This is a genomic window from Microbacterium sp. LRZ72 (genome assembly GCF_033792225.1).
GTDB lineage: Bacteria > Actinomycetota > Actinomycetes > Actinomycetales > Microbacteriaceae > Microbacterium.
Genome location: NZ_JANGEX010000006.1, coordinates 107,398 through 134,043 on the forward strand (window position 1 = coordinate 107,398; position 26,646 = coordinate 134,043).

The following is a 26,646-nucleotide window of genomic DNA, read 5'->3' on the forward strand; positions in this document are numbered from 1 at the left end:
CCCCATTATCGTCGCGGACCGCGCCGCGGACCTAGGGGTTCAGCACGATCTTCCCGACGTGTCGCCGACGGGCGAGCTGCTCCTGTGCCTCGGGGGCCTGCTCGAGGGGGAACGTGGCGGCGATCACGGGCTGCACGCCTGCTGAGCGGGCGATGTCCATCAGCAGGGCGAAGTGGCCGGGCGTGTGCATGCTCGACCCGACGATCCGGGCGTTGTGCAGGTACAGTCGGCGGACGTCGAACGCCACGTCGTGCCCGCCCAAGGCGCCGGCGATGACCCAGCTGCCACCTTCGCGCAGCATCGGCAGCCCCCGGCCCACGAGATCGCCGGCGACCACGTCGAGAACGACGTCGATGCCGTCCGTGGTGGCAGACCGCGCCTGTGCGACGACGTCGTGCGCGCGGTCGATGACGGCATCCGCGCCGGCGGCGCGCACCTCATCGAGCTTGTCGCCGCTGCTGACGGCGAGCACGGTGGCGCCGCGCTCCCGCGCGAGCTGCACGAGGGCGAGGCCGACCCCGCCGGATGCGCCCGTCACGAGCACCGTGTGGCCCGCGGTGACGCGTCCGCGCTCGAGCATGCCCAGGGCCGTGCCGTATGCGGTGGGGAGGCTCGCGAGCTGGTCGTCCGAGAGCGGCGAGCCGGACACATCGTGCACGCGGTCCACGGGGGCGGTGACGTACTCCGCGTAGCCGCCGTCCCGTTCGCTGCCCATGAGGCCGACCGGGTTCGCCTCGGGCCCGGAGCCGTCGTAGATCGCCGGGTCGATCACGACGCGACGGCCGACGAGCGCGGCATCCGTGTCGGCGCCGACTGCCACCACCCGTCCCGCCACGTCCGCGCCCTGGATGCGGGGGAGCGTGACCGGGCCGCGCCACCCCGCCAGAGCGTCGGGGTCGCCTGGCAGGCCATAGGCGCCCTGCCGGGTCCACAGGTCGGTGTTGTTCAGCGCGACGGCGCGCACCTGCACGAGCGCTTCCCCGGCGGCGGGCCGGGGGAGGGGCACCCGCGCGGACTCGAGGACCTCCACTCCGCCGTGTGCCGTCATCCGAACGGCACGCATGTCGTCGGGAAGAGGCGGGAGCGCCTCGTGGTGATTACACTGATCGGTGAACATCACCCGAATGTACACCGATCGGTAAAGGCGCGCAATGACGACCACGGAGCCTTTGACGCCCGCGGGGCGGCGCATCGTCGCGGCCGCCGAAGACCTCTTCTACGCCCGCGGCATCACGGCTGTGGGGGTGGACCTCATCGCCGAACGCTCGGGAGTGACCAAACGCACGCTCTACAACCGATTTGGCTCGAAGGACGCCTTGGTCGCGGCGTATCTGCGCGAGCGCGATGGTCGTTGGCGTGCGCTCGTGCAGCACGTGGTCACCACGTGCTCCGACCCGGTCGACGCCGTCACCGCACCGTTCGTGGCGCTCGAGCGGTGGACCGGTGGCCGAGGGTGCGCCTTCGTCAACGCTCTGGCCGAGCTGCCCGATCCCGACCATCCCGCCCACCGCATCGCCGCGGATCAGAAGCGCTGGCTGCGGGGGCTCTTCGCGCAGCTGGCCACGACGGCGGGCTGCGCCGAGCCCGAGACGCTCGCCGCACGGCTGTTCGTGCTCCACGAGGGCATACTCGCGGCTCAGCCGGTACAGCCTGACACGGGCGCGGTCGGCACCGCTCTGGCGAAGGACCTCGTGCGCACGGCATCCGCGCGCCCCTGAGGCGACGTTCTCCGCCGACTGGCGGACGCGGGGTGCCGCGCGCATGTGGCGGCTCGCCAAAGGATGTCGCTTCCGGCGCGTCGAGGGGACGTTCTGTGGCGACGGGTGGGTGGCAACGGGCTAGCGCCGCTGAATGTGGATCGGAAGCGCGACCGCGAGCGAGACGAGCAGGATGCCGCCGACGAAGACGAACGCCTGCCACTCCGTGATCGAGAACGCGAATCCCGTGAGGTACATCCCCGCGATGAAGAGGATCAGGGCTACGACGAACATTCGCTCTCCTTGGTCGTTCGGTCGAGTCAACGATACCCATCCCGTGGCGATGGTGCCTACCGGGGGTCGCCGAGCACGGCATCCGGACGCAGGTCCAGGCGGCGCAGCAGCTGGGCGTTGAGTGCCACCACGACGGTCGACAGCGACATCAGGATCGCCCCGACCGACATCGGCAGTACGAATCCGATCGGTGCGAGCACGCCTGCGGCAAGCGGCACCGAGACGAGGTTGTACCCCGCGGCCCACCACAGGTTCTGCGTCATCTTGCGGTAGCCGGCGCGGGAGAGCTCGATGACCGACACGACCGAGCGGGGGTCGTCGCTCGCGAGTACGACGCCGGCCGAGGCGATCGCGACGTCGGTCCCTGCGCCGATCGCGATGCCGACATCCGCGCGCGCCAGCGCGGGCGCGTCGTTCACGCCGTCGCCGACCATCGCCACCCGGCGCCCCTCGTGCTGCAGCTGTGCGACCTTCGACGCCTTGTCCTCGGGTCGCACGCCCGCGAAGTACCGATCGATGCCGAGTCGCTCCGCCACCGACCGCGCGACGGAGTCGGCATCGCCGGTGATCATCACGACATCCACCCCCCGCTCCTGCAGCGCCGACACGGCCTGCGCGGACTCGGGGCGGATCTCGTCGGCCAGGCGCAGCGCACCGATCACCGTTGCGTCGACGAGCACGTGCAGCACGGTGGCGCCCTCGTCGCGCCACGAGCGTGTGCCCTCGAGCTCGTCCGCACCCTCCTCGTCGAGCAGGTGTGGACCCCCGACCCGCACCTCGCGTCCGTCGACATCGGCCCGCACGCCTACGGCCGGTGCGGAGGAGAAGCTCGCGGCCGCGGGCACCGTCAGCTCACGTGCTGCGGCGGCCTCGACGATCGCGCGGGCGAGGGGGTGCTCGGAGTCGGCTTCTGCCGCCGCCGCCAGGCGGAGCACATCGTCGTCCGCCCTGTCCGACGCGGCGATGACGCCGGTCACCGCGGGTGCGCCGACAGTGAGCGTGCCGGTCTTGTCGAACAGCACCGCATCCACGCGTCGCATCGTCTCGAGTGCGAGGCGGTCCTTCACCAGCACCCCGGCGCGGGCCGCGCGCTCGGTCGCGATCGAGATGACGAGCGGGATCGCCAGGCCGAGCGCGTGGGGGCACGCGATGACGAGCACCGTGATGGTGCGCACGACGGCGGCATCCGGCATGCCGAGGAGGCTCCACGTGACCGCCGTGAGCGCTGCGGCGCCGAGTGCGTACCAGAACAGCCATGCGGCCGCCTGGTCCGCCAGGCGCTGGGCGCGAGACGAGGATTGCTGGGCGTCGGCGACGAGCTTCTGGATGCCGGCGAGCGCCGTGTCGTCGCCCACCGCGGTGATGGTGACCCGCACCCCGGAGTCGGTCGCGACCGTGCCGGCCACGACGTCGTCGCCTTCTGCGCGGCGCACCGAGCGCGACTCGCCGGTGATCATCGACTCGTCCATCTCGGCGGCGCCCTGCACGATGCGCCCGTCCGCGGGGACACGGCCGCCGGGACGCACCAGCACGATGTCGTCGACTCGCAGCTCGGCCGGCGGGACCGATTCGGTGCCGTCCTCGGTGACCCGCTCTGCCGCATCGGGCAGGAGGGCAGCGAGGGAATCCAGTGCGGATGTCGTCTGCGCGAGCGATCGCATCTCGATCCAGTGCCCGAGCAGCATGATCACGATGAGGAGGGCGAGTTCCCACCAGAATTCGAGCTCATGGTGGAGCAGGCCCAGGGTGGCACCCCACGAGGCGAGGAAGGCGACCGTGATCGCGAGGCCGATCAGGAGCATCATCCCGGGCGCGCGCGAGCGCAGCTCCGAGGCGGCGCCCGTCAAGAAGGGGCGACCGCCCCACACGTACATGACGGTGCCGAGCACCGGCGACACCCACGTCGCCCAGGCCAGATCCGCAACGTCATACCCGATCAGCATGCCGAACATCGGCGAGAAGGCCACCACGGGGACGGCCAGGACGAGCATCGTCCAGAACAGGCGCCGGAACTGCGCCACATGATCGCCGTGTCCGGCGTGCTCGCCATGGGCCGCGTGGGGAGTCTCTTCGTGATCCGCGTGCTCGTCGCCCGATGTCCCTTCGGGTGTGCTCATAGGTGTGTCGCCGTCTTGCATCATTCCTCCGGTCCGGATGCCGCGGCGCGGAAGCGCCGCAGCCGCAGGCTGTTGGTCACGACGAACACCGACGACAGCGCCATCGCCGCTGCGGCGATGAGCGGGTTCAGCAGCCCCAGCATCGCCAGCGGCAGGGCGGCGACGTTGTACGCGAACGCCCAGAAGAGGTTGCCCCGGATGATGCCGAGGGTGCGGCGTGAGAGTCGGATCGCATCGGCGACCACGCGCAGGTCGCCCGAGACGACCGTGATGTCGCCGGCGGCGATCGCGGCATCCGTACCCCGGCCCATGGCGATGCCGAGGTCGGCGGCGGCGAGGGCGGCTGCATCGTTCACGCCGTCGCCCACCATCGCGACCACGCGCCCCTCCGCCTGCAGCCGCTGAACGGTCGCCAGCTTGCCGGCGGGCGTCGCCTCGGCCTGCACATCGTCGATGCCCACCAGCTCCGCGACGCGCGTGGCGGCGTCCCGGCTGTCGCCGGTGACCATCACGGTCGACAGCCCGAGCGCACGCAGACGGTCAACGGCTGTGCGGCTGGTGGGTTTGGGCGAGTCGGCGACCGCGATCGTGCCGAGCAGCTCGCCGTCGCGTGCCACAGCGACGGCGCTGGCGCCGTGAGAATCCGTCGATTCGGGGCTCACGGCCACCCCCTGCGTGGCCAGCCAGGACGGCCGACCCGCGAGCACCAGCGCGTCGCCGACCCTGGCGCGCACCCCGAACCCCGCATCCGCCGAGAACTCCCGCGGCAGCGCGGGGGCGACGGGGGACGCCGCGACGATCGCCCGCGCGATGGGGTGCTCGGAGCCGGCCTCGGCCATGGCGGCGACGCGCAGCAGTTCGTCCTCGTCCACGCCGGCGACCGGCCGCACGGCCGCGACCGTCATCTCGCCCGAGGTGAGAGTGCCGGTCTTGTCGAGGATCACCGTGTCGATGCGGCGCGTCTGCTCGAGCACCTCGGGGCCGCGGATCAGGATCCCCAGCTGGGAGGCTCGTCCGGTGCCCACCAGCAGAGCCGTCGGGGTGGCGAGTCCGAGCGCACACGGGCAGGCGATGATCAGCGTCGCGACCGCGGCCGTGAACGCCGTCTCGGGGGTCGCGCCCACCAGCAGCCAGCCCGCGAATGCGATCGCGGACAACACGATCACGACCGGCACGAAGACGCCTGAGACCCGGTCGGCGAGCCGCTGCGCGCGGGCCTTGCCCGTCTGGGCCTGTTCGACCAGGCGTTGCATGCGCGCCAGCTCGGTGTCGGCGCCCACGCGGGTGATGCGCACGGTCAGCACGCCGCCCGCGTTGAGGGTGGCGCCCACGACGGCATCGTGCTCGCCGACCTCGACGGGCACCGATTCGCCCGTGAGCATGCTCGCATCGACCGCTGAGGACCCGGCCACGACGATGCCGTCGGAGGGGATCTTCTCGCCCGGTCGCACGACCACGAGGTCGCCGGGCACCAATGCGTCGACCGGCACGGTCGTCTCGGTCCCGTCGTCAAGTCGCCGCGCGGTGCGGGCACCCAGGCGCAGGAGCGCGCGCAGTGCGGCGGAGGAGGACCGACGCGCGCGCGCCTCGGCGTATCTTCCCGCGAGCAGGAAGACCGTCACGAGCGCGGCGACCTCGAGGTAGATCTCGTGCGCGCCGGAGCCTGGCGTGCCGAACAGGGTCAGCTGCATGCGCATGCCGGGAGCCCCGGCGCCGCCGAGCACCAATGCATACAGCGACCACCCGAACGCCGCGGTCACGCCGAGGCTGATCAGCGTGTCCATGGTGGCGGAGCCGTGGCGCGCGGCCCGCGCCGCGGCCCGGTGGAAGGGCCAGGCACCCCACGTCGCCACCGGAAGCGTGAGAGCGAGCGCCACCCACTGCCAGTAGTCGAACTGCAGCACGGGCACCATCGAGAGCACCGCGACCGGTGCGGCCAGCGCGGCGCTGACGAGCAGCCGGTGACGCAGACGTGCGATCGCCGCGGCCTCGTCGTCGGAGCCGGAGTCGTCGGAGTCCTCGGCGCGCGGGGGAGCGGGAAGCGCCGCAGAGTAGCCTGCCGACTCGACCGCGGCGATCAGTCGGGCGGCGTCCACGCCGTCCGTTCGCACGTGCGCCTTCTCGGTGGCGTAGTTGACGGATGCCTCGACGCCTTCGATCCTGTTCAGCGTGCGCTCCACGCGGTTCGCGCACGAGGCGCAGGTCATCCCCGAGACCTCGAGCTCGACATCCGCGGAGGTCACGGCGCGTCCCCCGGCGCCCGGGCGTAGCCGGCCTCATCGAGGGCGGCATCCACCACGGCCGGGTCGAGTGGCGTGCCGCTGCGGACCTCGACCCGCGATACCCCGCCCGCGACCAGGTCGACCGCAACGCCCTGCACGCCCTCGATGGCCGCCAGCTCCTCGGTGACGCTGCGCACGCAGTGGTCGCAGGTCATCCCGGTCACGGCGATCGTCTCGACCACGCCGTCGTTGCCGCCGGTCACGACCGCACCAGCCGCGCGATCGCGTCGTTGGCCTCGCGCACCTTCTCCGCGGCGACGGGACCGCCCTCCGCGGCGGCCTCGGCGACGCAGTGCGAAAGATGGTCGGCGAGCAGCGAGAGGGCGACCGTCTCGAGCGCGCGGGTGGCTGCCGAGACCTGCGTGAGGATGTCGATGCAGTACTTGTCCTCGTCGACCATGCGGGCGATCCCGCGCACCTGCCCCTCGGCGCGCTTCAGGCGCGCGAGCAGGTCTTCCTTGTTCGCCATGTAGCCGTTCATGGCCACCATGCTATACCCCCGTAGGGTACCCAGGGGCGGCAAGTTCGATAGACTGCGATCTATGGATGTCGGTATGGCGCGCAGCACGAGGCTGCTCGGGGACCCGACGCGGCTGCGCATTCTGCAGCTGATCACGTCCGCGCCGGACGGCCGGGTGCTGGTGGGGCGTGTGGCCGAGGTGCTCGGCGTGAGCCAGCCCACCGTGAGTCACCACATGAAGGTGCTCGCCGGGGAGGGGATCGTGACCGGGCGTCCGGAGGGGCGGCGCGTCTGGTACTCGCTGGCGCCGGCCCACGCCGACCGCATCCGGACCCTTCTCGAGCCCGCCCCCGTCGACACGGCGCCGGTCGACCTCGAACGCCTGACCGACGACCTCACGACCCGGTTCGCGGGGGTGCTCTCGCGTGAGAGTGTGGCGCGCTGCGTGGCGGAGAGTCATGACCTGCTGACCGGCGCCGGGGATCACCCGCACCTGGCTTCGCGCACGGCCGCCTTCGCGGCGGCGCGACTGGCCGCGCTGCTGCAGGAGCGCGGCGCCCGCAGCGGTGAGCGCCCGCACGTGCTGTTCGTCTGCGTGCAGAACGCCGGCCGTTCCCAGATGGCCGCCGCCATTCTGCGCCGGCTGGCCGGGGAGCGCGTGCGGGTCTCGACGGCGGGGTCCGCGCCCGTCGCGGACGTGCGCCCGCCGATCGTCGCTGCGCTCGATGAGATCGGCGTCGGTGTCGACGGAGACTTTCCCAAGCCGCTGACGGACGACATGGTGCGCGCGGCCGACGTGGTGGTGACGATGGGCTGCGGGGATGCATGCCCGGTCTACCCCGGGCGACGCTACGTGGACTGGGACATCGCCGACCCGGTCGGCGAGCCGATCGAGCAGGTGCGGAGGATTCGTGACGACCTCGACGGGCGCGTCCGCCTGCTGCTGCGCGAACTGCTCGGTGACCGCGTCAGCGCGCGTTAACCCCGCGTTCTCTCTCAATACATAGATCACTGTCTATGATTAGGGTTGACCGAAAGAGGGAGCCTCATGAGTGACAAGCCCACCGTCCTGTTCGTCTGCGTCCACAACGCCGGTCGTTCCCAGATGGCCGCCGGGTATCTCAGCGCGCTCGCGGGCGACGACATCGAGGTGCTCTCGGCCGGATCGGCGCCGAAGGACCAGATCAACCCGGTCGCCGTCGAGGCGATGGCCGAGGAGGGGATCGACATCGCGGGCAACACGCCCAAGGTGCTCACGGTCGAGGCGGTGAAGGAATCCGACGTCGTCATCACCATGGGCTGCGGCGACGCATGCCCGATCTTCCCCGGAAAGCGCTACGAGGACTGGGAGCTGGCCGACCCGGCCGGCCAGGGCATCGAGTCGGTGCGGCCCATTCGCGACGAGATCCGCGGCCGCATCCAGACCCTCATCGCCGAACTGCTGCCGGAGCGGGGCGCGGCATGAGCACGGTGCGCGGCCAAGACTCGCTGCTCTCGGCGCAGTCGGTGCTCCACCGCGCCGCGGAACGCCTCGCCCACCAGTACGTGGGCATCGTGGGTGAGGAGACGGTCGAGCGCGTCGTGTTCGAGTCTTACGCCGCCCTCGGGCGCACGGCGACAGTCACCACGCACCTGCCCGCGCTGGCCGAGAAGTTCGCGCGGGACCGCCTGACCGCACTGGCGCAGTCAAAGGGACTGATCGCCAAGCCGGTGCCCGAGGTGCTGTACGTGTGCGTGCAGAACTCCGGTCGTTCGCAGATGGCCGCCGCGCTGACCCGCCACCTCGCGGGCGGCCGGGTGCACGTGCGCTCCGCCGGCTCGCAGCCGGGTGCCGGCATCCTGCCCCAGGTGCAGAGCGTGCTGGCCGAGATCGGCATCCAGATCGGCGAGGAGTTCCCCAAGCCGCTCACCGACGACGTCGTGCGTGCGGCGGATGCCGTGGTCACGATGGGATGCGGCGATGCGTGCCCCATCTACCCCGGCAAGCGCTACCTGGACTGGCAGCTGGCCGACCCCGCCGACCTCGACCTCGACGGCGTCCGCGCTGTGCGTGACGACATCCGCGCCCACGTCGAGCAGCTGATCGGCGAGCTGGTCCCCTCGAAGGGCTGAGAAGCGGACCCGCTCACCTCGTGAGACCGGCTGCGAACCCTGATCCACCATCGCGCGCTCGTTCATGTACTCACGTTTGCCAATACTATCGAGTGGCGTTAGTCTAGCGGGGTGATCCGGTCTTTCGCGGACGAGCCGACGCGCAAAGTCTGGGCGCGCGAGCACGTCCGGCAATTCGGTCCCGAACTGCAACGCGCTGCTCAGAAAAAGCTTCGGCTGCTCAACGCGGCCGAGACGATCAACGACCTGCGCATCCCGCCGGGCAACCGACTCGAGAAGCTCGCCGGCGACCGCGAGGGACAGCACTCGGTTCGCATCAACGACCAGTACCGCATCTGCTTCGTCTGGACATCTGCCGGTCCGACCGACGTCCAGATCGTCGACTACCACTGAGGAGGGACCACCGATGGCTAAGGCACACGACCCGATTACCCCGGGTGAGATTCTCCAGACCGAGTTTCTCGAGCCGCTGGGGATCACGGCCTACCGCCTTGCGCAAGCGACCGGCCTGCCGCAGACCAGGCTCAGCGAGATCATCCGCGGCAAGCGGCGGATCACCACAGACACCGCCCTACGACTCTCTCGCGCGTTCGGCCTCTCGGAGCGCTTCTGGCTCAACATCCAGAACGACTACGACATCGAGCTCGAGCACGACGAGCATGACGCCGACCTCGCACGTGTTGAGCGCCTGATCCCCGCTTGAGTTTCCGTTTCGCGCCGGCCGGCGCCCGCATGAACACCCGCTTGCCCGTGCGGCCGTTCGCCGGATTGGAGTCCTCGACCGGTCTCCGCGGAGTCGATCTCCGACATCCGCGCCACTCAGCGATCCGACGGTGCGCAGTGCCGGGTCGTGGAATACCGCAGGCGATCCCCTAACAGAAATGGGGACAAACTGGCGGAGGATAGGGGATTCGAACCCCTGAGGGCTTGCACCCAACACGCTTTCCAAGCGTGCGCCATAGGCCACTAGGCGAATCCTCCAGGGCCCCGTGGGGCCGTCGACCATCCTACCCGCTGCGGCCGGGTGCCCCGCACGGGCCGTCGGCGGCCGCATCGCGCTCGCGCTGTGCCAGACTCGCGCCATGGTCGTGCGGATGCTGTTCGTCCTCGCCGCGGGCGCGTATGCGGCGGCCTGCGCGCTCGGCACCGCGGTGGCGCTGCGGGTGGTCGACACCACGAATCACCGCCGCGTGCACCATGCCCTCTACATCGCGACGGTCGTACTGGGTGCGGTGGCGAGCGGCGCGGCTCTGGTGCGGGGACCGCGGGCCGCCGCGGCGCTGCTCGCGCCCGCCGCGGTGCCCCTCGGCGTCATTCCCTACGCGGGCACGCGCGGGCGCCGGCATCCGGCACTGGCCCTGGCGGCGGCGCCGTTCTTCGCGATGGCGCTGCGGCGATCGGTACGGTGAGCGGATGGAGCTGTTCGACGCCATCCGTCGCCGACGCACGACGAACGGCGCGTTCCTGCCCGATCCCGTCGCGCCCGAGCACCAGCGCCTGCTCATGGAACTGGCCGGCCGCGCGCCGTCGCAGCTGAACAGCCAGCCGTGGCGGTTCGTGCTCGTCGAGGACCGCGACACCATCGAGCAGATCGGCAGGATCAGCGGCGAGAGCATGACCGAGGCGATGTCGCGGGGCACGTTCTTCGAGCGGTACAAGCCCTATTTTCGGTTCAGTCGCGAAGAGATGGAGCGGCGGCGCGACGGGATGCTGTTCGACAGGCTTCCCGCTCCGCTCCGGCCGTTCACCTCGCAGGCGTTCACCCGGCGGGGGCAGAAGCTCATGAACGCCCTCCGCGTGCCCCAGACCCTCGGCGAGGAGAACCGGAGACTCGTCGCGGGCTCCCCCCTGCTGCTGGGCGTCATGCTCGACCGGTCGGAGTATCGTCCGGGGGAGCTGTCGTCGTTCTACTCGCTGTTCTCGATGGGGGCGGCGGTCGAGAACATCTGGCTCGCCACGCTCGAGCTGGGGATGGGTATCCAGTTCGTCTCGTTCCCGATGGAGGTGCCCGGCCGGTGGGAGCTGATCGTCGACCTGCTCAAGGTGCCGGCCGATCTCGAGCTCATGGCCGTCTACCGCCTCGGGTACGTTCCCGACGACCAGCGCCGGCCCTCGATCGATTGGTCGAGCCACCAGCGCAAGCGCGCGTCGCAGTACGTCTTCCGCGAGACGTGCGAGACGCCGCAGCAGGGCTGGGACGACTCAGCCGCTCCCGGCGGCAGCTGACTCGCGCGGCGCTGCCCGCAGCAGCGACCGGGGAGCGAGTGCGGCGGTGACGCGGGATCGACGGTCCGCGGCCGCGAGCAGACCCCTGCGCACCTCTGCCACGGCCTCGTCGAGTCCGGCGTCGCCGGCGCCGCGCTGTGCGGGCCGTGCATAGCTCGTGCGCTCGATCGCCGCGACCACCTCTCGGGTGCCGCCGGGAGGCGCGCCGTGCTCGGCGATCAGTCTGCTGCCGAGGGCGCGCGCTGACTCGCCGGGCGCCACGGCCACGCCGAGATCGAGCGCGGTGTCGACGATCTCGCTCCAGGCCGCCGCGGCGTCGCCGTCCGCCGCCTCTCGTTCCCGCTCCCGGCGCCGCACCAGGCGCCACAGTCCCGGCACCGCGGCGGCGCCGATCGCCGCGACGAGCACGCCCACGAGGGGGCCGGGGTTGAGCGGCCGCTCCTGATCGATCGGGGCGCCCGTCTCATCGAAGAGCCGCCCGGCCTCGGGAGTGGCCTCGTCGCCTTCGGGTGTCACGGCGTCCTGCGGCAGTGGCTGCGCGCCGCCGCCATCACCCGAGGTGCCGCTCGCCGCGGCCGCGAAGGCGGTCGGCACCCCGAGGCTGTTCGTCGGCTCGAAGGCGACCCAGCCGATGCCCTCGAAGTGAACCTCGGGCCAGGCGTGCAGCTGCGAGCTGACCACCGTGTGCACGGTCTGTTCATCGATTCGCTCATCGGTGGCCGCACCCGGCAGGTATCCGACCACGATGCGCGCCGGCATGTCGAGCGTGCGCGCCATGATCGCGAATGCCGATGCGAAGTGGATGCAGTATCCGCTCTTCTCCGTGAGGAAGTCCCGCACCGCGTCGAGGCCGGAGCCGTCGAAGCCGTCCGCGACGGGTGCGCTCAGCGAGTACTCGAAGTCCGGGCTGCGGAACCAGCGCTGCAGCGCGACCAGCGCGTCGTAGTCGGTCGACGTGGATGCGGTGACCTCGAGCGCCTGCGCGCGGATCTCGGCGACGAGTTCGTCATCGCCGGGCACGCGCGTCTGCGCGGCGAGCCCCCTGCCGTCCGCATCGCTTGCGCGGATCTGCTCGCGCGACGGCTGCGGCACGCGGTAGGTGACCTCGTAGTCCTGACCCTGCGGCGATGCGGAGTCCGAGAGCACCGTGCGGTTCGCCGCGCGCGTCTGCCACTGGCCGTCGATCCCGTCGACGTCGACCGCGGGAAAGGGCACGGGGAGCCAGGGGCTCACGTAGTTGGTGATCTCGATCGTCGCCGTGTATTCGGCGACGTTGATTCCCGAGGCGACCGAGACCTGCTCGAACCCGTCGTCGAGGGACGCGGTCTCATCTCGATCGGACTCCCACTCCTGCCCATCGAAGCGCGACAGCGTCACGGCGCGCAGGTAGGGCGGCGACGGCGCATCGCTGCGCAGTCGCAGCACGTCGACCTCCTGGGGGCGCCGGAGGTCCTGACCGAGCTCGAGCGAGGGATCGATCGAGTTGCCTCGCACGGCGACGACCGAGCCGGCCGTCGTGGGCGCCGGCAGCAGGGGGGTGACCGCGACGGTGACGACGATCGCGGTCACACCCACCGCCGCCGTCGCGGCGAGCGTGCCCGGGCGAACGCGGGATGGGCGTCCGCGAGTTCGAGCGGGTCGCCCCGCCGCCGTCTCGGCGGCGAACATCGCGAGGATCGCGGCGGCGAACAGCACGAACCCTGCCACATCGATCGGTGCGGGAACCGCGATCGAGGGGATCAGGTAGACGGCCACCAGCCCGATGACCGCGAGCATCGGCATCCGCGCGGTCACGACGACGTGATCCATCGCGATCGCGAGCAGCCCCGCGGCCCCCACGAGCAGCAGTGCGAGCGGTGCACCGGCCGCGAGGGGGGCGCTGCCGTCGCGGATCTGGCCCAGCGCGGCGTCGATCAGCAGCGGCACCGCGCGGGCGGTCTCGAGTGTCGGGATGATGCCGAACAGGGCCGTGCTCCCACCGAACATCGCGGTCATGCCCACGACCCAGACGCCGGCCTCGGTCGCCGAGACTGCCCATGCGCGCCACCGCAGCAGTCTCGCCCCGGCCCCGACGGCGAAGACAGCGGCGACCAGTCCGAGCGCCCCCGCCGTCCAGGCGCCCGGGGTGACGACGCGCAGAAGCGGAAGCATGGCGGCGATCACGGCGACGAGTCCGACGGCCGCGAGCGTCATGAGGCGCCGCGGCGACAGGGGAGCACCCTGGCCGCCGGGTGCCGCGTCCTCAGGCCGCGCCGCGCTGCCTCCGGGTGCCGCGTCCTCAGGCCGCGGCACGGTGCCTTGGGGTGCCGCGTCCTCAGGCCGCGGCACGGTGCACGCCCCGTTCCGTCGCTGCGGCCCACGCCTCGCTCAGGTCGTGCGTCTCGCCGAGCGGCGCGCAGTGCCAGCCCGCCTCGCGCAGCCCCACGACCGCGCTCGCGGCGGCCACGGCGCTCAGCAGTACGGGGAACGTGCTGTGGTGGGCCAGGGTCAACAGGCGGTCGGCGTCGGCGTCCTCGACGCGCCCCGTGAGGACGACGACCGGACCGGTGTGCTCGCCGGCGAAGAGGTCGGCGAGTGCCGGGAGGGCGTCGCGAGCGCGCGCGTGCACGGTGGCGAGGCGGAACAACATCGCCGTGACGCCGCCCGCGGCATCCGCCCCCGTCAGCGGGTCGCACAGCGGCGTGCCGTCGGAATCGCGCACGGAGACCACGCATCCGTCCTTGGCCAGCCGCAGTGCGATCGAGGCGCAGGCGCCCACGGCGGCCTCGAAGGCGGGGTCCGTGCCAGGCAGCAGGCCGGCCGCCTCATCCCATCGCGGGCCGCTCAGGTCGAGCACGACGGTTGCCGCCGGGGCGCTCTCCTGCTCCTCCTGACGCACCATGAGCTCGTCGCGGTGCGCTGTGGCGCGCCAGTGGATGCGGCGCATGGAGTCTCCGGGCGCGTACGGGCGGGCGATCAGGTTGTCGTTGCCCTGCCCGAGGTCGTCCGATGCGGAATGCTGCAGGCCGCCCGCTTCGGCGGCTCCCGAGGGAAGGGGGGCGAGGGGCACGGTCGCGGGAACGGCGACCAGGCGGCCCGTGGCGCCGAAGAGCATGGTGCGCCGCGCCAGACCGAACGGGTCGGTCACCTGCAGGGTCGCCGGTCCGATCGTGTGGATGCCGCGCCGCACCGCGCGCGCGTCGTAGACGGCCGCCAGGCCATCGTTCGTCGATCCGCCGCGCGCGGAACCGCCCGCTTCCGCCGCAGCCGCCAGGGCGACGCCCTCGACCCCGGGCGGCAGGGTGTCCGACCAGCGCGGCCGCACGGCGCCGGCGCCCCGGCCGGCTCGAGCGTGCAGCCGCACGCGGGTCGTCCCCCCGGTCGGAACGACGTCGGGCTGCAGCGTTCGCGCGACGTCGTCGGCGCCGCGCGCCAGGCGCAGCAGCACCAGGCCGGCGATCAGCACGGCGACCAGCAGACATCCCACGTAGAGCAGCTCGATCGTCCCCAACTCCCCGGCGAACGCGAAGCAGGCGAGTGCGACCACCAACGCGCCCGTGCCGCGCGCCGTCAGCGGCCACCGCCGCCGCATCAGCGCCCCGCGACCGGCACCCGCACGGTGTCGGCGACGTTCTCGAGCACGGTGGCCACCGCATCACCGCTGTTCGCGCGCTGCCCCTGGGCGGTGCGGGTGGCAAGCAGCCGGTGCTCGAAGACCGAATGCAGCAGCGCCCGCAGATCGTCGGGGATGACGAACGAGCGGCCGTCCAGGGCGGCCCACACCTTCGCCGCGCGCACCAGCTGAAGAGTGGCCCGGGGGCTCGCCCCCAGCCGCAGGTCCGGATGCGTGCGGGTGGCGTGCGCGAGCGCGACGGCGTACTGCTCGATGGCGGGGGAGACGTGCACGGCGCGGGCGAAGGCGATCAGGCGACGCACGTCCTCCGTCGTGACAAGGGGGTCCAGCGACGCCAGCGGGTTCTGGATGTCGCGCTGGCGCAGCATGAGGGCCTCGGACGCGGCATCCGGATAGCCCATCGAGATGCGCATCATGAAGCGGTCGCGCTGGGCCTCGGGCAGGGCGTAGGTGCCCTCCATCTCGAGCGGGTTCTGGGTGGCGACCACGAGGAAGGGCTGGGGGAGCAGGTGCGAGCTGCCGTCGACGGTGACCTGCTGCTCCTCCATCGCCTCGAGCAGCGCCGACTGGGTCTTGGGGGAGGAGCGGTTGATCTCGTCGGCGATCACGATGTGCGCGAAGATCGCGCCCGACTTGAACTCGAACTCCCGCTGCACGGGATTGAACACCGAGACGCCCGTGACGTCGCCGGGGAGCAGGTCCGGAGTGAACTGGATGCGGCGCACGTCGGCATCCACGGTCGCCGCGAGGGCCTTGGCGAGCACCGTCTTGCCGACGCCCGGCACGTCCTCGATCAGCAGGTGACCCTCGGCCAGCAGGGTGATGAGGGCGGAGCGGACGGCATCCGGCTTTCCGTCGATGACCTGCGTGATCGAGGCGAGGATGCCGTCGGTGAGGCGGGCGAAGCGCTCGGCGTCCATCTCGTCCGGCTCGTCCGGCAGAGCGAGACCACGCGTCTCGGCCTGCATCGTCGTGTCCTGCATGCGACCCCCTGGGATCCGGGTGGGGACTCGGGTCGTCCGCGACACCGTTATCCGATCGTAACCTGCGTGAGTGCCGCCGTGGGCCGGTCGCACGCATTCTTCTCCCGCGACGCATGCGGATGCCGGCATCGCCTCCGCGACGACGACCACCCGCGTTTTTGAGCGAAAGGGCGACGGGTTAGACTGTTCCCGGCTCTCCGCGTGACGGCATCCAGGCCAACTCCCCCAGGACGGAAACGTAGCAAGGGTAACCGGGCTCTGCCGGGTGCGCGGAGAGTCTTTTTTCATGCCCGAGTGCTGCCATCGCCTCTTTTTCTCGGCGCATGCATCGTGCGGGCACAGCCCACGACTCTAGGGTGGATGCCGTGGCGCAGAGCATCTTCATCACATCCGCGGAGGGTCACTCCGGCAAGTCCTCGGTGGCGCTCGGCGTGCTCGACACCCTGAGCCACTCGGCCCCGCGGGTGGGAGTGTTCCGGGCGATCTCGCGATCCACGACCGAACCCGACTACGTGCTCGAGATGCTGCTCGACCACGACGGAGTCGATCTCGACTACGACGACTGCATCGGCGTGACGTACGACGACGTCCGCAGCGATCCCGAGGCCGCCCTGGCGACGATCGTCGAGCGGTACAAGGCCGTCGAGGCGCTGTGCGACGCGATCGTGGTGCTCGGCAGCGACTACACCGATGTGGGAAGTCCCGCCGAGCTCGCCTACAACGCCCGGATCGCCGCGAACCTCGGCGCCCCCGTACTGCTCGTGCTCGGCGGCCGTGCCGGCCAGGGCCATGCCGAGCAGCTGGGCTCGTCGATCGCCCGCACCCCGGCCGAGATGCGCCAGATCGCCGATCTCTCGCTCGCAGAGCTGGCCCACGGCCGCGCCTCCCTGCTCGCCGTGGTCGCGAACCGCGCCGACCCCGACCGGCTCGAAGAGACCGTCGAGGCGATCCGCGAGTCGGTGCGCGCCCACGGCAAGCAGAACGTGCCGGTCTGGGCCATCCCGGAGGACCTGTTCCTCGTGGCCCCGTCGATGCGCGGCATCATGCGCGCCGTCGACGGCCGACTGATGGGCGGCGACTCGGCGCTGCTCACCCGCGAAGCCCTCGGCGTCGTGATCGGCGCGATGAGCGTCGGCAACTTCCTGCCGCGCCTCACCGAGGGCGCCGTCGTCGTGCTCCCCGCGGATCGCACCGAGATGCTCCTCGCGGTGCTGCTGGCCAACTCGTCGGGAACCTTCCCCTCCCTGGCCGGAATCGTGCTCAACGGCGGCTTCGAGCTGCCCGAGGCCGTCGCCCGCCTGATCGGCGGGCTGGCGTCGAACCTGCCCATCGTGGCGACCGAGCTCGACACCTACGACACCGCGGTGCGCATCATGAACGTGCGTGGAAGACTCGCGGCGGACTCGCAGCGGCGTTACGACACGGCGCTGGCGCTGTTCGAGAACCACGTCGACACGGGCGAGCTGCGTGAAGCGCTCGGGGTGGCACGGGCGACCGTCGTGACCCCTCTGATGTTCGAGTATCAGCTCATCGAGCGCGCGCGGCGCTCGCGCAAGCACATCGTGCTGCCCGAGGGCGACGACGACCGTGTGCTGCGCGCGGCGGCCACGGTGCTCAAGCGGGGCATCGCCGACCTGACGATCCTGGGCGAGCCCTTCGAGGTGCACAATCGCGCGATCGAACTCGGTCTCGACATCCGCGCCGCACAGGTGCTCAGCCCCTTCGATGCCGTCATGGTGCACCGGTTCGCCGAGGAGTACGCCAAACTGCGCGCGCACAAGGGCATCACGCACGAGCAGGCGGCCGACACCGTCACCGACGCGTCGTACTTCGGCACGATGATGGTGCACGCTGGACTCGCCGACGGCATGGTCTCGGGGGCCGCCCACACGACCGCTCACACGATCCGGCCCGCGTTCGAGATCATCAAGACCACCGAGGGCGTCTCGGTGGTCTCGAGCGTGTTCCTGATGGCGCTCGCCGACCGCGTGCTCGTCTATGGAGACTGCGCCGTCATCCCCGATCCCACGAGCGAGCAGCTCGCCGACATCGCGGTGTCGTCCGCCGCGACGGCCGGGCGCTTCGGCATCGAGCCGCGGGTGGCGATGCTGTCGTACTCGACGGGCGTCTCGGGGTCGGGAGTCGACGTCGACAAGGTGCGGATCGCGACGCAGCTCGTGCGCGAGCGGGCGCCCGAGCTGCCGGTCGAGGGCCCCATCCAGTACGACGCCGCCGCCGACACCGCCGTCGCGGCGGCGAAGATGCCCGGCTCCGACGTCGCCGGAAGGGCCACCGTCTTCGTGTTCCCCGACCTCAACACCGGCAACAACACCTACAAGGCGGTGCAGCGCTCCGCCGGCGCCGTGGCGATCGGGCCCGTGTTGCAGGGCCTCAACAAGCCGATCAACGACCTCTCGCGCGGCGCTCTCGTCGACGACATCGTCAACACCATCGCCATCACCGCCATCCAGGCGCAGGACTCCTGAGCCCCGCGCCGCCGCGTTGCCCATTCCGCTGTCGCACATCGACCTCGGAGGGCCACGCCCGGGTCGATCCGCGACAGGCGAACGGTCGCAAACACGGGCGGAGCGGCGCGGCCGCGAGTGTGCTTGAGTGAAGGCATGCCCGCGATCCTGGTTGTCAACAGCGGGTCGTCGTCGTTCAAGTACCAGCTGATCGACGCCGACACCGAGCAGCGGCTGGCGCAGGGACTGGTCGAGCGCATCGGCGAGCCGACGGGGCATGCGACGCACACCGTCACGGCCGCCGGCTTCGCCCTGGGTGCGGATGCCGCCGCTCCGACGCTCAACGACGCCACCTACGAGCGCGACCTGCCGATCCCCGATCACACGGCCGGCTTCGCGGTGATGCTCGAGGCGTTCGCCCAGGACGGACCCGCCCTCGAGCAGCATCCGCCTGTCGCCGTCGGCCACCGCGTGGTGCACGGCGGGGCGCGGTTCTTCGAGCCGACGCCTATCACGCCGCTCGTCGAGATCAACATCGACGAACTCGCCGTGCTCGCACCGCTGCACAACCCCGCCAACCTGCAGGGGATCCGCGCCGCCAAGAAGGCGTTCCCCGACATCCCGCACGTCGCGGTCTTCGACACCGCCTTCCACCAGAGCCTCGAGCCGGCCGCCTACACCTACGCCATCGACCGCGAACTGGCCGAGGCGCATCGGGTGCGCCGGTACGGCTTCCACGGCACGTCCCACAAGTTCGTCAGCGAGGCCGCAGCCGCCTATCTCGGGCGCCCACCGGCCGACCTGCGGCAGATCGTGTTCCATCTCGGCAACGGCGCGTCGGTCTCGGCCATCGACGGCGGGCGCTCGGTCGACACGTCGATGGGGCTGACGCCGCTCGAGGGGCTCGTGATGGGCACCCGCTCGGGCGACCTCGACCCGGCCGTGCTGCTGCACCTCGCACGCCGCGCCGAGATGAGCATCTCCGAACTCGACACGCTTCTGAACTCCCGCAGTGGTCTGGTCGGCCTGGCCGGCGTCAGCGACATGCGCGACATCGTGGCGAGGATGGATGCGGGCGATGCTGCCGCGACGCTCGCATTCGACGTCTACATCCACCGGCTGCGCGCCTACGCCGGCGCCTACCTCGCGCAGCTCGGCGGCACGGACGTCATCTGCTTCACCGCCGGCGTGGGTGAGAACGCCCCGCGCGTGCGCGCCGCCGCCCTCGAGACGCTCGCGTTCGCCGGGGTGCGGGTCGACCCGGAGCGCAACGAGCACCCGTCCCGGGGCACGCGCGTCATCTCGGCCGAGGACTCGCCCGTCGCGGTGCTGGTCGTACCGACGGACGAGGAGCTCGAGATCGCTCGGCAGACGCTCGCCGTCGTGGCGGAGTGACGTCGCCGCGGGTACGCGCGGACAGCGCCCGGCACTACGCTGGCAGGACGGCACTGGCACCACCCGCCGCCTTACCGCACTGACCCGACGAACGATGGTGCGCCGTCCACCCAGATCCGCGGTATGCCGCACGCATGGAGGTTCCGTGACCGCCGACGCCCTGCCCGACCTGGCCCGCTACGACGCGGTGCTGTTCGATCTCGACGGTGTGCTCACGCCCACGGCCGAGGTGCACATGCACGCGTGGCAGACGATGTTCGAAGAGCTGTTCGCCGCGTGGAGCATCACGCCGCCGTACACCGAGCGCGACTACTTCGAGTACCTCGACGGCAAGAAGCGCTACGACGGCGTCGCGAGCCTGCTGCGCAGCCGCGACATCGAGGTGCCGTGGGGGAATCCGGCCGACCCGCCGTCGGCCGACACCGTGTGCGGCATCGGCAATCGCAAGAACGAGGTCTTCGCCCGCGTGCTGCGGGCCGAGGGCATCGCGCCGTACCCGGGTTCGGTTCGCCTGCTCGACGCGCTCGGCGACACCCCCGTCGCCGTCGTCTCGAGCTCGAAGAACGCCGTCGAGGTGCTGGCCGCCGCCGGTCTCACCGATCGGTTCACCGTGGTGATGGATGGCGTCATCGCCGAGCGCGATCGACTCGGATCCAAGCCCGCCCCCGATGTGTTCGTGACGGCAGCGCGGATGCTGGCGGTCGACCCCGCCCGCTGCGCCGCCGTCGAGGACGCCATCTCGGGCGTCGCGTCTGCGCGCGCTGGAGGCTTCGGTCTCGTCGTCGGCGTCGACCGTGGCGTCGGAGCGGATCACCTGCGTGCCGCCGGCGCCGACGTGGTCGTCACCGACCTCGACGAATTCCTCGCCTGATCCGCCGCCCGCATCCCGCCGCACCGTCTGCGCCCCCCGCATCGAAGGAGCATCTGCCGACATGATCGACCGCGATCGATTCCCCGTCGACCCGTGGCGTCTGGTCGAGACGTCGTATTCCGAGGAGGACACCGGCGTCACCGAGACGCTGTTCGCCGTGGGAAACGGATACCTCGGACTGCGTGGCAACCACCCCGAGGGACGCCGTGCACACGAGCACGGCACGTTCATCAACGGCGTCCACGAGACGTGGCCGATCCGCCACGCCGAACAGGCATACGGATTCGCCGAGGTCGGTCAGGCCATCGTCAACGCGCCGGACGCCAAGGTGATGCGCGTGTACATCGACGACGAGCCGTTGACGCTCGACATCGCCGACGTGCGCGAGTACCGGCGCGAGCTGGACATGCGCGACGGGGTGCTGCGTCGTCACATTCTCTGGTGCACGCCCTCCGGCAAGGAGGTGCAGATCGACTTCGACCGCCTCGTCAGCTTCGAGGAGCGCCACCTGGCGGTCATGCGCGTGACGGTCACGGTGCTCAATGCCGATGCGTCGGTCGCCATCTCGTGCCAGCTGATCAACCGTCAGGACGGCGAGGACGTCTACGGCGGCGTGCCCACCGCCCCGCGCAAGGCCGGGTTCGACCCCCGTAAGGTCGAGCGGATCTCGACCGACCGCGTGCTCCTGCCGCAGGAGTACTGGCAGGAGGGCAGCCGCTCGACGCTCAGCTACCGGGTGAACGACTCGGGCATGACCCTGGCCGTCGCCGCCGATCACCTGATCGAGACCGAGAACGAATCCGATGAGCGGATGCTGATCGAGCCCGACATCGCCAAGAACGTCTTCCGTGTGCGGGCCAAGGCCGGCGTGCCGACGACCGTGACCAAGCTCGCGGCGTACCACTCGTCGCGCGGTGTCCCCGCGCGCGAGCTCGTGGACCGCTGCCGCCGCACGCTCGACCGGGTCTCGACCGAGGACGTCGAGACCTTCTACACGCGTCAGCGGGAGTGGCTGACGGCTTTCTGGGAGCGCTCGGACGTCGTCATCGGCGGTCACGACGACCTGCAGCAGGCGTCCCGGTGGTGCCTGTTCCAGCTTGCTCAGGCCACGGCCCGGGCCGATGGTCAGGGCGTGCCCGCAAAGGGGATGACCGGCTCGGGCTACAGCGGCCACTACTTCTGGGACACCGAGGTGTATGTGCTGCCGTTCCTGGCCTACACGACGCCGCAGTGGGCGCGCAACGCCCTGCGGATGCGCACCCTGATGCTGCCCGCCGCGCGTCGCCGCGCCTTCCAGCTCAATGAGGCGGGCGCACTGTTCCCCTGGCGCACGATCAACGGCGAAGAGGCCTCCGCCTACTACGCCGCCGGCACCGCGCAGTACCACATCAACGCCGACATCACCTTCGCCCTGGCGAAGTACGTGCGCGCCACCGGCGACCTCGACTTCCTCTACCGGGAGGGCATCGACGTCGCGGTCGAGACGGCACGGCTCTGGGCGACGCTGGGCTTCTGGCGCGAGGGCGAGGACCGCTCCAGCTTCCACATCCACGGCGTCACGGGCCCCGACGAGTACACGACGGTCGTCAACGACAACCTGTTCACGAACGTCATGGCGCGATTCAACCTGCGGTTCGCGGCGCGCAACGTCAAGGCGATGGAGCAGGACGACCCCGAGGCGTACCGGCTGCTCGTCGACCGCGTCGGGCTGGACCCGGCCGAGGCCGAGGGGTGGGACCAGGCGGCCGAGGCGATGTACATCCCGTTCAGCGAGGCGCTCGGCATCCACCCGCAGGACTCGCTGTTCCTCGAACGCGAGGTCTGGGACCTCGAGCACACGCCGACGGACCGGCGCCCGCTGCTGCTGCACTTCCACCCCCTGGTGATCTACCGCTTCCAGGTGCTCAAGCAGGCCGATGTGGTGCTCGCGCTGTTCCTGCAGGGCAATCACTTCACGCCCGAGGAGAAGCGGGCCGACTTCCAGTACTACGACCCGCTGACGACGGGGGATTCGACCCTCTCGGCCGTCGTGCAGTCGATCCTCGCGGCAGAGGTGGGCTACCAGGACCTCGCTCTGGACTACTTCCGGCATGCGATCTTCGTCGACCTCGCCGACCTGCACAACAACGCCTCGGACGGCGTGCACGTGGCATCGGCCGGCGGCGTATGGACGGCGCTCGTCTGCGGCTTCGGAGGGATGCGCGACCACTACGGCGAGCTCACCTTCGACCCGCGCCTGCCGGCATCCTGGCCCGAGCTGTCGTTCACCCTCCGATGGCACGACACTCCCGTGCGCATCACGGTCACGCGCGACCAGTTCCGCGCCCGTGCGGGGGAGGGCCGCGCCGTGGAGTTCGCCGTGCGCGGCGAGCACTACACGGTGCAGCCGGGCGAGGAGGTCGTCGTCGCGCTCGAGGGGCAGGGACCGGTCATCCCGGGGCAGCCGTCCTTGAAGCAGTTCGAAGACGTGCGCCGCGAGGACGGCACTCTGCTGTCGGCGTCGGTGCCGACCGTGACCACGTCCATCCCGACGAACACCGACTCGGTTCCGACCGTGGGGAATGCGCATCCCCACGGGGAGGACGCCGTGAGTGCGGCGCACCCTGACGATGACGGTGGCTATGGCATCGACAGCTGAGCAGCCGGGGTGGATGTCGGGACCACGCCGTAGGCTGGGTCCGTGACCGCCCTCTATCGTCGCTACCGTCCCGAGACGTTCGCGCAGATGATCGGTCAGGCGCAGGTGACCGATCCGCTCATGACCGCGCTGCGCAACGACCGGGTGGGGCACGCCTACCTGTTCTCCGGTCCGCGCGGATGCGGCAAGACGACCTCCGCGCGCATCCTGGCCCGATGCCTCAACTGCGCCGAGGGGCCGACGGACCGCCCGTGCGGACGGTGCGATAGCTGCGTCGAGCTCTCGCGTTCGGGCGGTGGGTCGCTCGATGTGGTCGAGATCGACGCCGCGAGCCACAACGGCGTCGACGACGCGCGTGACCTGCGTGAGCGGGCGATCTTCGCCCCCGCCCGCGACCGGTACAAGATCTTCATCCTCGACGAGGCCCACATGGTCACGCAGCAGGGGTTCAACGCGCTGCTCAAGCTCGTCGAAGAGCCGCCCGACCACGTGAAGTTCATCTTCGCCACGACCGAGCCCGAGAAGGTGCTCGGCACGATCCGCTCGCGTACGCACCACTACCCGTTCCGACTTGTGCCGCCCGGCCCGATGCTCGAGTACGTGCAGCAGCTGTGCGAGAGCGAGAGCGTTGACGTCGAATCAGGCGTGCTGCCCCTCGTGGTGCGCGCGGGAGGAGGATCCCCGCGCGACACGCTGTCGCTTCTCGACCAGCTGATGGCCGGGTCGGATGCCGCTCGCGTCGAGTACGAGCGCGCCGTGGCGCTGCTGGGCTATACCCATGCCGAGCTGCTCGACGAGGTCGTCGACGCGCTGGCGGCGGCGGGGCCGGCGGCGGCGTTCGGTGCCGTGGACCGCGTCGTGCAGACGGGGCAGGACCCGCGCCGATTCGTCGACGACCTGCTCGAGCGGCTGCGCGATCTCATCGTCGTCGAGGCGACCGGAGCGGGGGCATCCGCCGTGCTGCGCGGGGTGCCTGCCGAGGAGCTGGAGCGGATGGGGCGGCAGGCCGCGGTGTTCGGCGCGCGTCGCCTCTCGCGCATCGCCGACCTCGTCAGCGCGACGCTCGACGACATGTCGGGTGCGACGTCGCCCCGACTGCACCTCGAGCTGATGATCGCTCGCGTGCTGGCCGAGGATGCCGCAGCCGACGATTCGGTTCCCGCCCCCCGATCGGCCTCTGAGGAGGCCCGCCGTGTCCCCGACGACCGGGGAAGAGCCGGCGTGCCCGAGACGCCGGCGCCGAACTCGTCCGCGCCGGCCGCCGGTGGGGGCGAGGGTACGCCTCGGCCCGTGGCTGCGCCCGCGGCACCCGAACAGCCTGCCCCGCCCGTGTCCGGCTCGACGGCGTCCGATACGGCCTGGACGTCGCCCGCAGACGGGACGAGCCGTGCGCCCGCTTCCGGCGATAGTGCGGCCTCTACGCCGGCGTCCACACCGGCACCGTCACCCGTGGAAGAGCCCGATCCTGTGCCGCAGGCATCCGGGAAACATCCCGGCGGGGCGCGGACGGCGGGGCCGGTCACGCTCGCCCGCATGCGCGACAGCTGGCCCGAGGTGCTCGCCGAGCTCGAGGGGATCAGCCGCGCATCCTGGCTCGTGGCGAGCAACGCGCGCATCGTCTCGTACGACGACGGTGTTCTCGCGTTGGCCTTTCAGAGTCAGAGCGACGTCGCCACATTCCGCACGCTCAAGGCGGGTGCGGGAGCGAGCGAGGATCTGCGCGACGCGATCGATCGCGTGCTCGGTGTGCGCGTCAAGTATCTGGCGCGGTTGGACGGTCCGGACGCCCCGCCGCCACCGCGCGATCCGCACGACGACAGCGACCCGGGGTCCGAGCGTGAGGATGAGCCGCCAGCCGGCGCTCCCCGCCCGTCCGACGCGACGCCCGACGACTCGACGGGTGCTCGGCCGGCCTCGGGCGCGGCGCCTCGCCCTGCGGCGGCTCCCGCGTCGGCGGCGCCCGTGACGGAGTGGGCGGTCGCACAGATCCCGGCGGACGGCCCCGCGGGCGAGCCGTCCGATCCAGGGCGGTCCGGCTCGATGTCGTCGGCGGCCGATGCCATGTCTCCCGCGTTCGCCGTAGACGACGACCCGGAGGAGGCGGCCGGCGTGCCGCCCAGGGTCGCCACGCTCGCGCCCCCGGCCGAAGGTGCCGTCATCGAGGAGCGTGCGCCCATCGACGATGACGACGACGAGGATGTGGATATGCGCGGTCCCGCACGTGCGGCGGCGATGCCGGCCGTCCCCGCCGTCGCTTCTGCTCCCACGCCCACCACCTCATCCATCGATCGCTACGGTGAGGCCGTCGTGCGCCAGGTGCTGGGAGCCACGTTCCTGCACGAGGAGCGCCACGAGCCACCGACGAGGTTCAGCTGATGTATGACGGGATCGTCCAGGATCTGATCGATGAGTTCGGCCGCCTTCCGGGCATCGGACCGAAGTCGGCGCAGCGGATCACGTTCCACATCCTGCAGACTCCGTCCTTCGATGTCGCGCGCCTGTCGACGCTGCTCGGCGAGATCAGAGACAAAGTGCGCTTCTGCGAGATCTGCGGGAACGTCGCCGACCAGGAGCGCTGCTCCGTCTGTCGCGACCCGCGTCGCAGTCCGGCGGTGATCTGCGTCGTCGAGGATGCCAAGGACGTCGCCGCGATCGAGCGCACGCGCGAGTTCCGGGGTCTCTACCACGTGCTGGGCGGGGCGATCAGTCCGATCGACGGGGTCGGTCCCGACGATCTGCGCGTCACCGAGCTGATGACGCGTCTCGCCGATGGCACCGTGCAGGAGGTCATCATCGCCACGAACCCCAATCTCGAGGGGGAGGCGACGGCGACGTACCTCAGCCGGCTGCTGCTCGCGCTCGAACTGCGCGTCACCCGCCTCGCGTCCGGTCTTCCCGTGGGTGGGGACCTGGAGTACGCCGACGAGGTGACGCTCGGTCGCGCCTTCGAAGGGCGCCGCACCCTCTAGCTCCCACGAGTCAGCGGAGCACCTCGACGAGTACGACCCACGATACGACGATGGCGGCGACGATGGCGGTCAAGGCGCCGATAGCCGCGGCGGCGAGGCCACCCGGAGCGCCGATCATCATCAGCACGGCCGCGACCAGGTATGCCCCGATCGGAATGAAGCCGAGCGCGGCCTTGCCGAACCGGGCCCGATCAGCCGGGTCCGGGTCCGTGAAGATGGCGACGCTCGCGTGCACCTGAAAGAGCCCGGCCGCAGCCGTGATCGCCAACAGGACGATTCCGTACCACAGCGCGCCGAGACCCGGGATGAGCGCCATCCCCGACGCGACGATCGTGAGCACGAGCGTGGCGATCCCCGCTGCCAGGCGCGCCGTAAGGGTGCGCGAGGCGATGATCTGCGAGATGTTCACGCTCATCGCCACGATGACGAGGCCGGCCAGCGCGGCGCTGGCGCCCAGCATGGCCACGCTGAAATCGGTCCACGCCGCAAGATCATCGGTCATGCCGCAAACTGTAGCGCCCGGG

Annotated in this window: 24 protein-coding genes, 1 tRNA gene and 1 other RNA gene; 15 read left to right on the forward strand and 11 right to left on the reverse strand. The window is 71.1% G+C overall.

What is annotated here, in order from left to right:
- Nucleotides 1-31: 31 nt before the first annotated feature.
- The gene (locus M4I32_RS08645; RefSeq protein WP_319034073.1) at nt 32-1,117 is read right to left on the reverse strand and encodes a zinc-binding dehydrogenase; all 1,086 of its coding nucleotides are present in this window, start codon (nt 1,115-1,117) and stop codon (nt 32-34) included.
- A gap of 34 nt (nt 1,118-1,151) precedes the next feature.
- Between M4I32_RS08645 and M4I32_RS08650 the strand changes: the two genes are divergently transcribed.
- Nucleotides 1,152-1,718, forward strand: a complete 567-nt coding sequence (locus tag M4I32_RS08650) for a TetR/AcrR family transcriptional regulator (protein ID WP_319034074.1) — start codon at nt 1,152-1,154, stop codon at nt 1,716-1,718.
- Between the two features lie 120 nt (nt 1,719-1,838).
- Here M4I32_RS08650 and M4I32_RS08655 read toward each other — a convergent pair whose 3' ends face one another.
- From M4I32_RS08655 to M4I32_RS08675, 5 genes are read right to left on the reverse strand one after another with little or no spacing between them, the layout of a single operon-like run.
- Nucleotides 1,839-1,991 (reverse strand): hypothetical protein, encoded by a 153-nt coding sequence (locus M4I32_RS08655; RefSeq protein ID WP_319034075.1) that lies wholly within the window; start codon nt 1,989-1,991, stop codon nt 1,839-1,841.
- Between the two features lie 56 nt (nt 1,992-2,047).
- Nucleotides 2,048-4,108: a heavy metal translocating P-type ATPase gene (locus M4I32_RS08660; protein WP_319034076.1), complete on the reverse strand. Its 2,061-nt coding sequence runs from the start codon at nt 4,106-4,108 to the stop codon at nt 2,048-2,050.
- A gap of 20 nt (nt 4,109-4,128) precedes the next feature.
- The gene (locus M4I32_RS08665; RefSeq protein WP_319034077.1) at nt 4,129-6,351 is read right to left on the reverse strand and encodes a heavy metal translocating P-type ATPase; all 2,223 of its coding nucleotides are present in this window, start codon (nt 6,349-6,351) and stop codon (nt 4,129-4,131) included.
- Nucleotides 6,348-6,593 carry a heavy-metal-associated domain-containing protein gene (locus M4I32_RS08670; RefSeq protein WP_319034078.1) on the reverse strand — a complete coding sequence of 82 codons (246 nt, stop codon included), beginning with the start codon at nt 6,591-6,593 and terminating at the stop codon, nt 6,348-6,350. The genes M4I32_RS08665 and M4I32_RS08670 overlap by 4 nt, the downstream gene beginning before the upstream one ends.
- Complete coding sequence (locus tag M4I32_RS08675; protein WP_319034079.1) at nt 6,590-6,871, reverse strand: metal-sensitive transcriptional regulator; 282 nt, start codon at nt 6,869-6,871, stop codon at nt 6,590-6,592. Before M4I32_RS08675 ends, M4I32_RS08670 begins: the two co-directional genes overlap by 4 nt.
- 61 nt (nt 6,872-6,932) lie before the next feature.
- Between M4I32_RS08675 and M4I32_RS08680 the strand changes: the two genes are divergently transcribed.
- From M4I32_RS08680 to M4I32_RS08700, 5 genes are all read left to right on the forward strand, one after another.
- Nucleotides 6,933-7,832 (forward strand): metalloregulator ArsR/SmtB family transcription factor, encoded by a 900-nt coding sequence (locus tag M4I32_RS08680; RefSeq protein WP_319034080.1) that lies wholly within the window; start codon nt 6,933-6,935, stop codon nt 7,830-7,832.
- A 66-nt stretch (nt 7,833-7,898) separates the two neighbouring features.
- Nucleotides 7,899-8,315: an arsenate reductase ArsC gene (locus tag M4I32_RS08685; protein WP_319034081.1), complete on the forward strand. Its 417-nt coding sequence runs from the start codon at nt 7,899-7,901 to the stop codon at nt 8,313-8,315.
- On the forward strand, nt 8,312-8,962 hold the full coding sequence (locus tag M4I32_RS08690; RefSeq protein WP_319034082.1) for an arsenate reductase ArsC: 651 nt from the start codon (nt 8,312-8,314) through the stop codon (nt 8,960-8,962). Before M4I32_RS08685 ends, M4I32_RS08690 begins: the two co-directional genes overlap by 4 nt.
- Before the next feature lie 111 nt (nt 8,963-9,073).
- On the forward strand, nt 9,074-9,355 hold the full coding sequence (locus M4I32_RS08695; RefSeq protein ID WP_319034083.1) for a type II toxin-antitoxin system RelE/ParE family toxin: 282 nt from the start codon (nt 9,074-9,076) through the stop codon (nt 9,353-9,355).
- A 13-nt stretch (nt 9,356-9,368) separates the two neighbouring features.
- Nucleotides 9,369-9,665 carry a HigA family addiction module antitoxin gene (locus tag M4I32_RS08700; RefSeq protein WP_319034084.1) on the forward strand — a complete coding sequence of 99 codons (297 nt, stop codon included), beginning with the start codon at nt 9,369-9,371 and terminating at the stop codon, nt 9,663-9,665.
- A 190-nt stretch (nt 9,666-9,855) separates the two neighbouring features.
- On the opposite strand, the gene M4I32_RS08705 is transcribed toward M4I32_RS08700, so the two are convergent.
- Nucleotides 9,856-9,943, reverse strand: a tRNA-Ser gene (locus M4I32_RS08705).
- Nucleotides 9,944-10,044: 101 nt separating this feature from the next.
- Between M4I32_RS08705 and M4I32_RS08710 the strand changes: the two genes are divergently transcribed.
- A complete protein-coding gene (locus M4I32_RS08710) occupies nt 10,045-10,371 on the forward strand; it encodes a hypothetical protein (protein ID WP_319034085.1) in 327 nt (108 codons plus the stop codon).
- A 4-nt stretch (nt 10,372-10,375) separates the two neighbouring features.
- A complete protein-coding gene (locus tag M4I32_RS08715; protein ID WP_319034086.1) occupies nt 10,376-11,188 on the forward strand; it encodes a nitroreductase family protein in 813 nt (270 codons plus the stop codon).
- On the opposite strand, the gene M4I32_RS08720 is transcribed toward M4I32_RS08715, so the two are convergent.
- The 3 genes from M4I32_RS08720 to M4I32_RS08730 form a co-directional block, all read right to left on the reverse strand.
- Nucleotides 11,165-13,381, reverse strand: coding sequence for a DUF3488 and transglutaminase-like domain-containing protein (locus M4I32_RS08720; RefSeq protein WP_319034087.1), 2,217 nt, complete (start codon nt 13,379-13,381; stop codon nt 11,165-11,167). The genes M4I32_RS08715 and M4I32_RS08720 overlap by 24 nt on opposite strands.
- 121 nt (nt 13,382-13,502) lie before the next feature.
- The gene (locus M4I32_RS08725; protein ID WP_319034088.1) at nt 13,503-14,714 is read right to left on the reverse strand and encodes a DUF58 domain-containing protein; all 1,212 of its coding nucleotides are present in this window, start codon (nt 14,712-14,714) and stop codon (nt 13,503-13,505) included.
- Between the two features lie 44 nt (nt 14,715-14,758).
- Nucleotides 14,759-15,784 (reverse strand): AAA family ATPase, encoded by a 1,026-nt coding sequence (locus M4I32_RS08730; RefSeq protein ID WP_413466803.1) that lies wholly within the window; start codon nt 15,782-15,784, stop codon nt 14,759-14,761.
- 188 nt (nt 15,785-15,972) lie between these two features.
- On the opposite strand from M4I32_RS08730, the gene ffs reads away from it, so the two are divergent.
- The 7 genes from ffs (at nt 15,973) to recR (ending at nt 26,122) form a co-directional block, all read left to right on the forward strand.
- Nucleotides 15,973-16,069, forward strand: an RNA gene (gene ffs, locus M4I32_RS08735) — signal recognition particle sRNA small type.
- Between the two features lie 80 nt (nt 16,070-16,149).
- Nucleotides 16,150-18,270 carry a phosphate acetyltransferase gene (gene pta / locus M4I32_RS08740; protein ID WP_319034089.1) on the forward strand — a complete coding sequence of 707 codons (2,121 nt, stop codon included), beginning with the start codon at nt 16,150-16,152 and terminating at the stop codon, nt 18,268-18,270.
- A 135-nt stretch (nt 18,271-18,405) separates the two neighbouring features.
- Complete coding sequence (locus tag M4I32_RS08745) at nt 18,406-19,644, forward strand: acetate kinase (protein ID WP_319034090.1); 1,239 nt, start codon at nt 18,406-18,408, stop codon at nt 19,642-19,644.
- 145 nt (nt 19,645-19,789) lie between these two features.
- Nucleotides 19,790-20,515, forward strand: coding sequence for an HAD-IA family hydrolase (locus M4I32_RS08750; protein ID WP_319034091.1), 726 nt, complete (start codon nt 19,790-19,792; stop codon nt 20,513-20,515).
- Between the two features lie 61 nt (nt 20,516-20,576).
- Nucleotides 20,577-23,153, forward strand: a complete 2,577-nt coding sequence (locus tag M4I32_RS08755; protein ID WP_319034092.1) for a glycoside hydrolase family 65 protein — start codon at nt 20,577-20,579, stop codon at nt 23,151-23,153.
- 87 nt (nt 23,154-23,240) lie between these two features.
- The gene (locus tag M4I32_RS08760) at nt 23,241-25,529 is read left to right on the forward strand and encodes a DNA polymerase III subunit gamma and tau (RefSeq protein ID WP_413466805.1); all 2,289 of its coding nucleotides are present in this window, start codon (nt 23,241-23,243) and stop codon (nt 25,527-25,529) included.
- Nucleotides 25,529-26,122 carry a recombination mediator RecR gene (gene recR / locus M4I32_RS08765; RefSeq protein ID WP_319034094.1) on the forward strand — a complete coding sequence of 198 codons (594 nt, stop codon included), beginning with the start codon at nt 25,529-25,531 and terminating at the stop codon, nt 26,120-26,122. Before M4I32_RS08760 ends, recR begins: the two co-directional genes overlap by 1 nt.
- 10 nt (nt 26,123-26,132) lie before the next feature.
- Here recR and M4I32_RS08770 read toward each other — a convergent pair whose 3' ends face one another.
- Nucleotides 26,133-26,624 (reverse strand): hypothetical protein, encoded by a 492-nt coding sequence (locus M4I32_RS08770; RefSeq protein ID WP_319034095.1) that lies wholly within the window; start codon nt 26,622-26,624, stop codon nt 26,133-26,135.
- Nucleotides 26,625-26,646 lie beyond the last annotated feature (22 nt).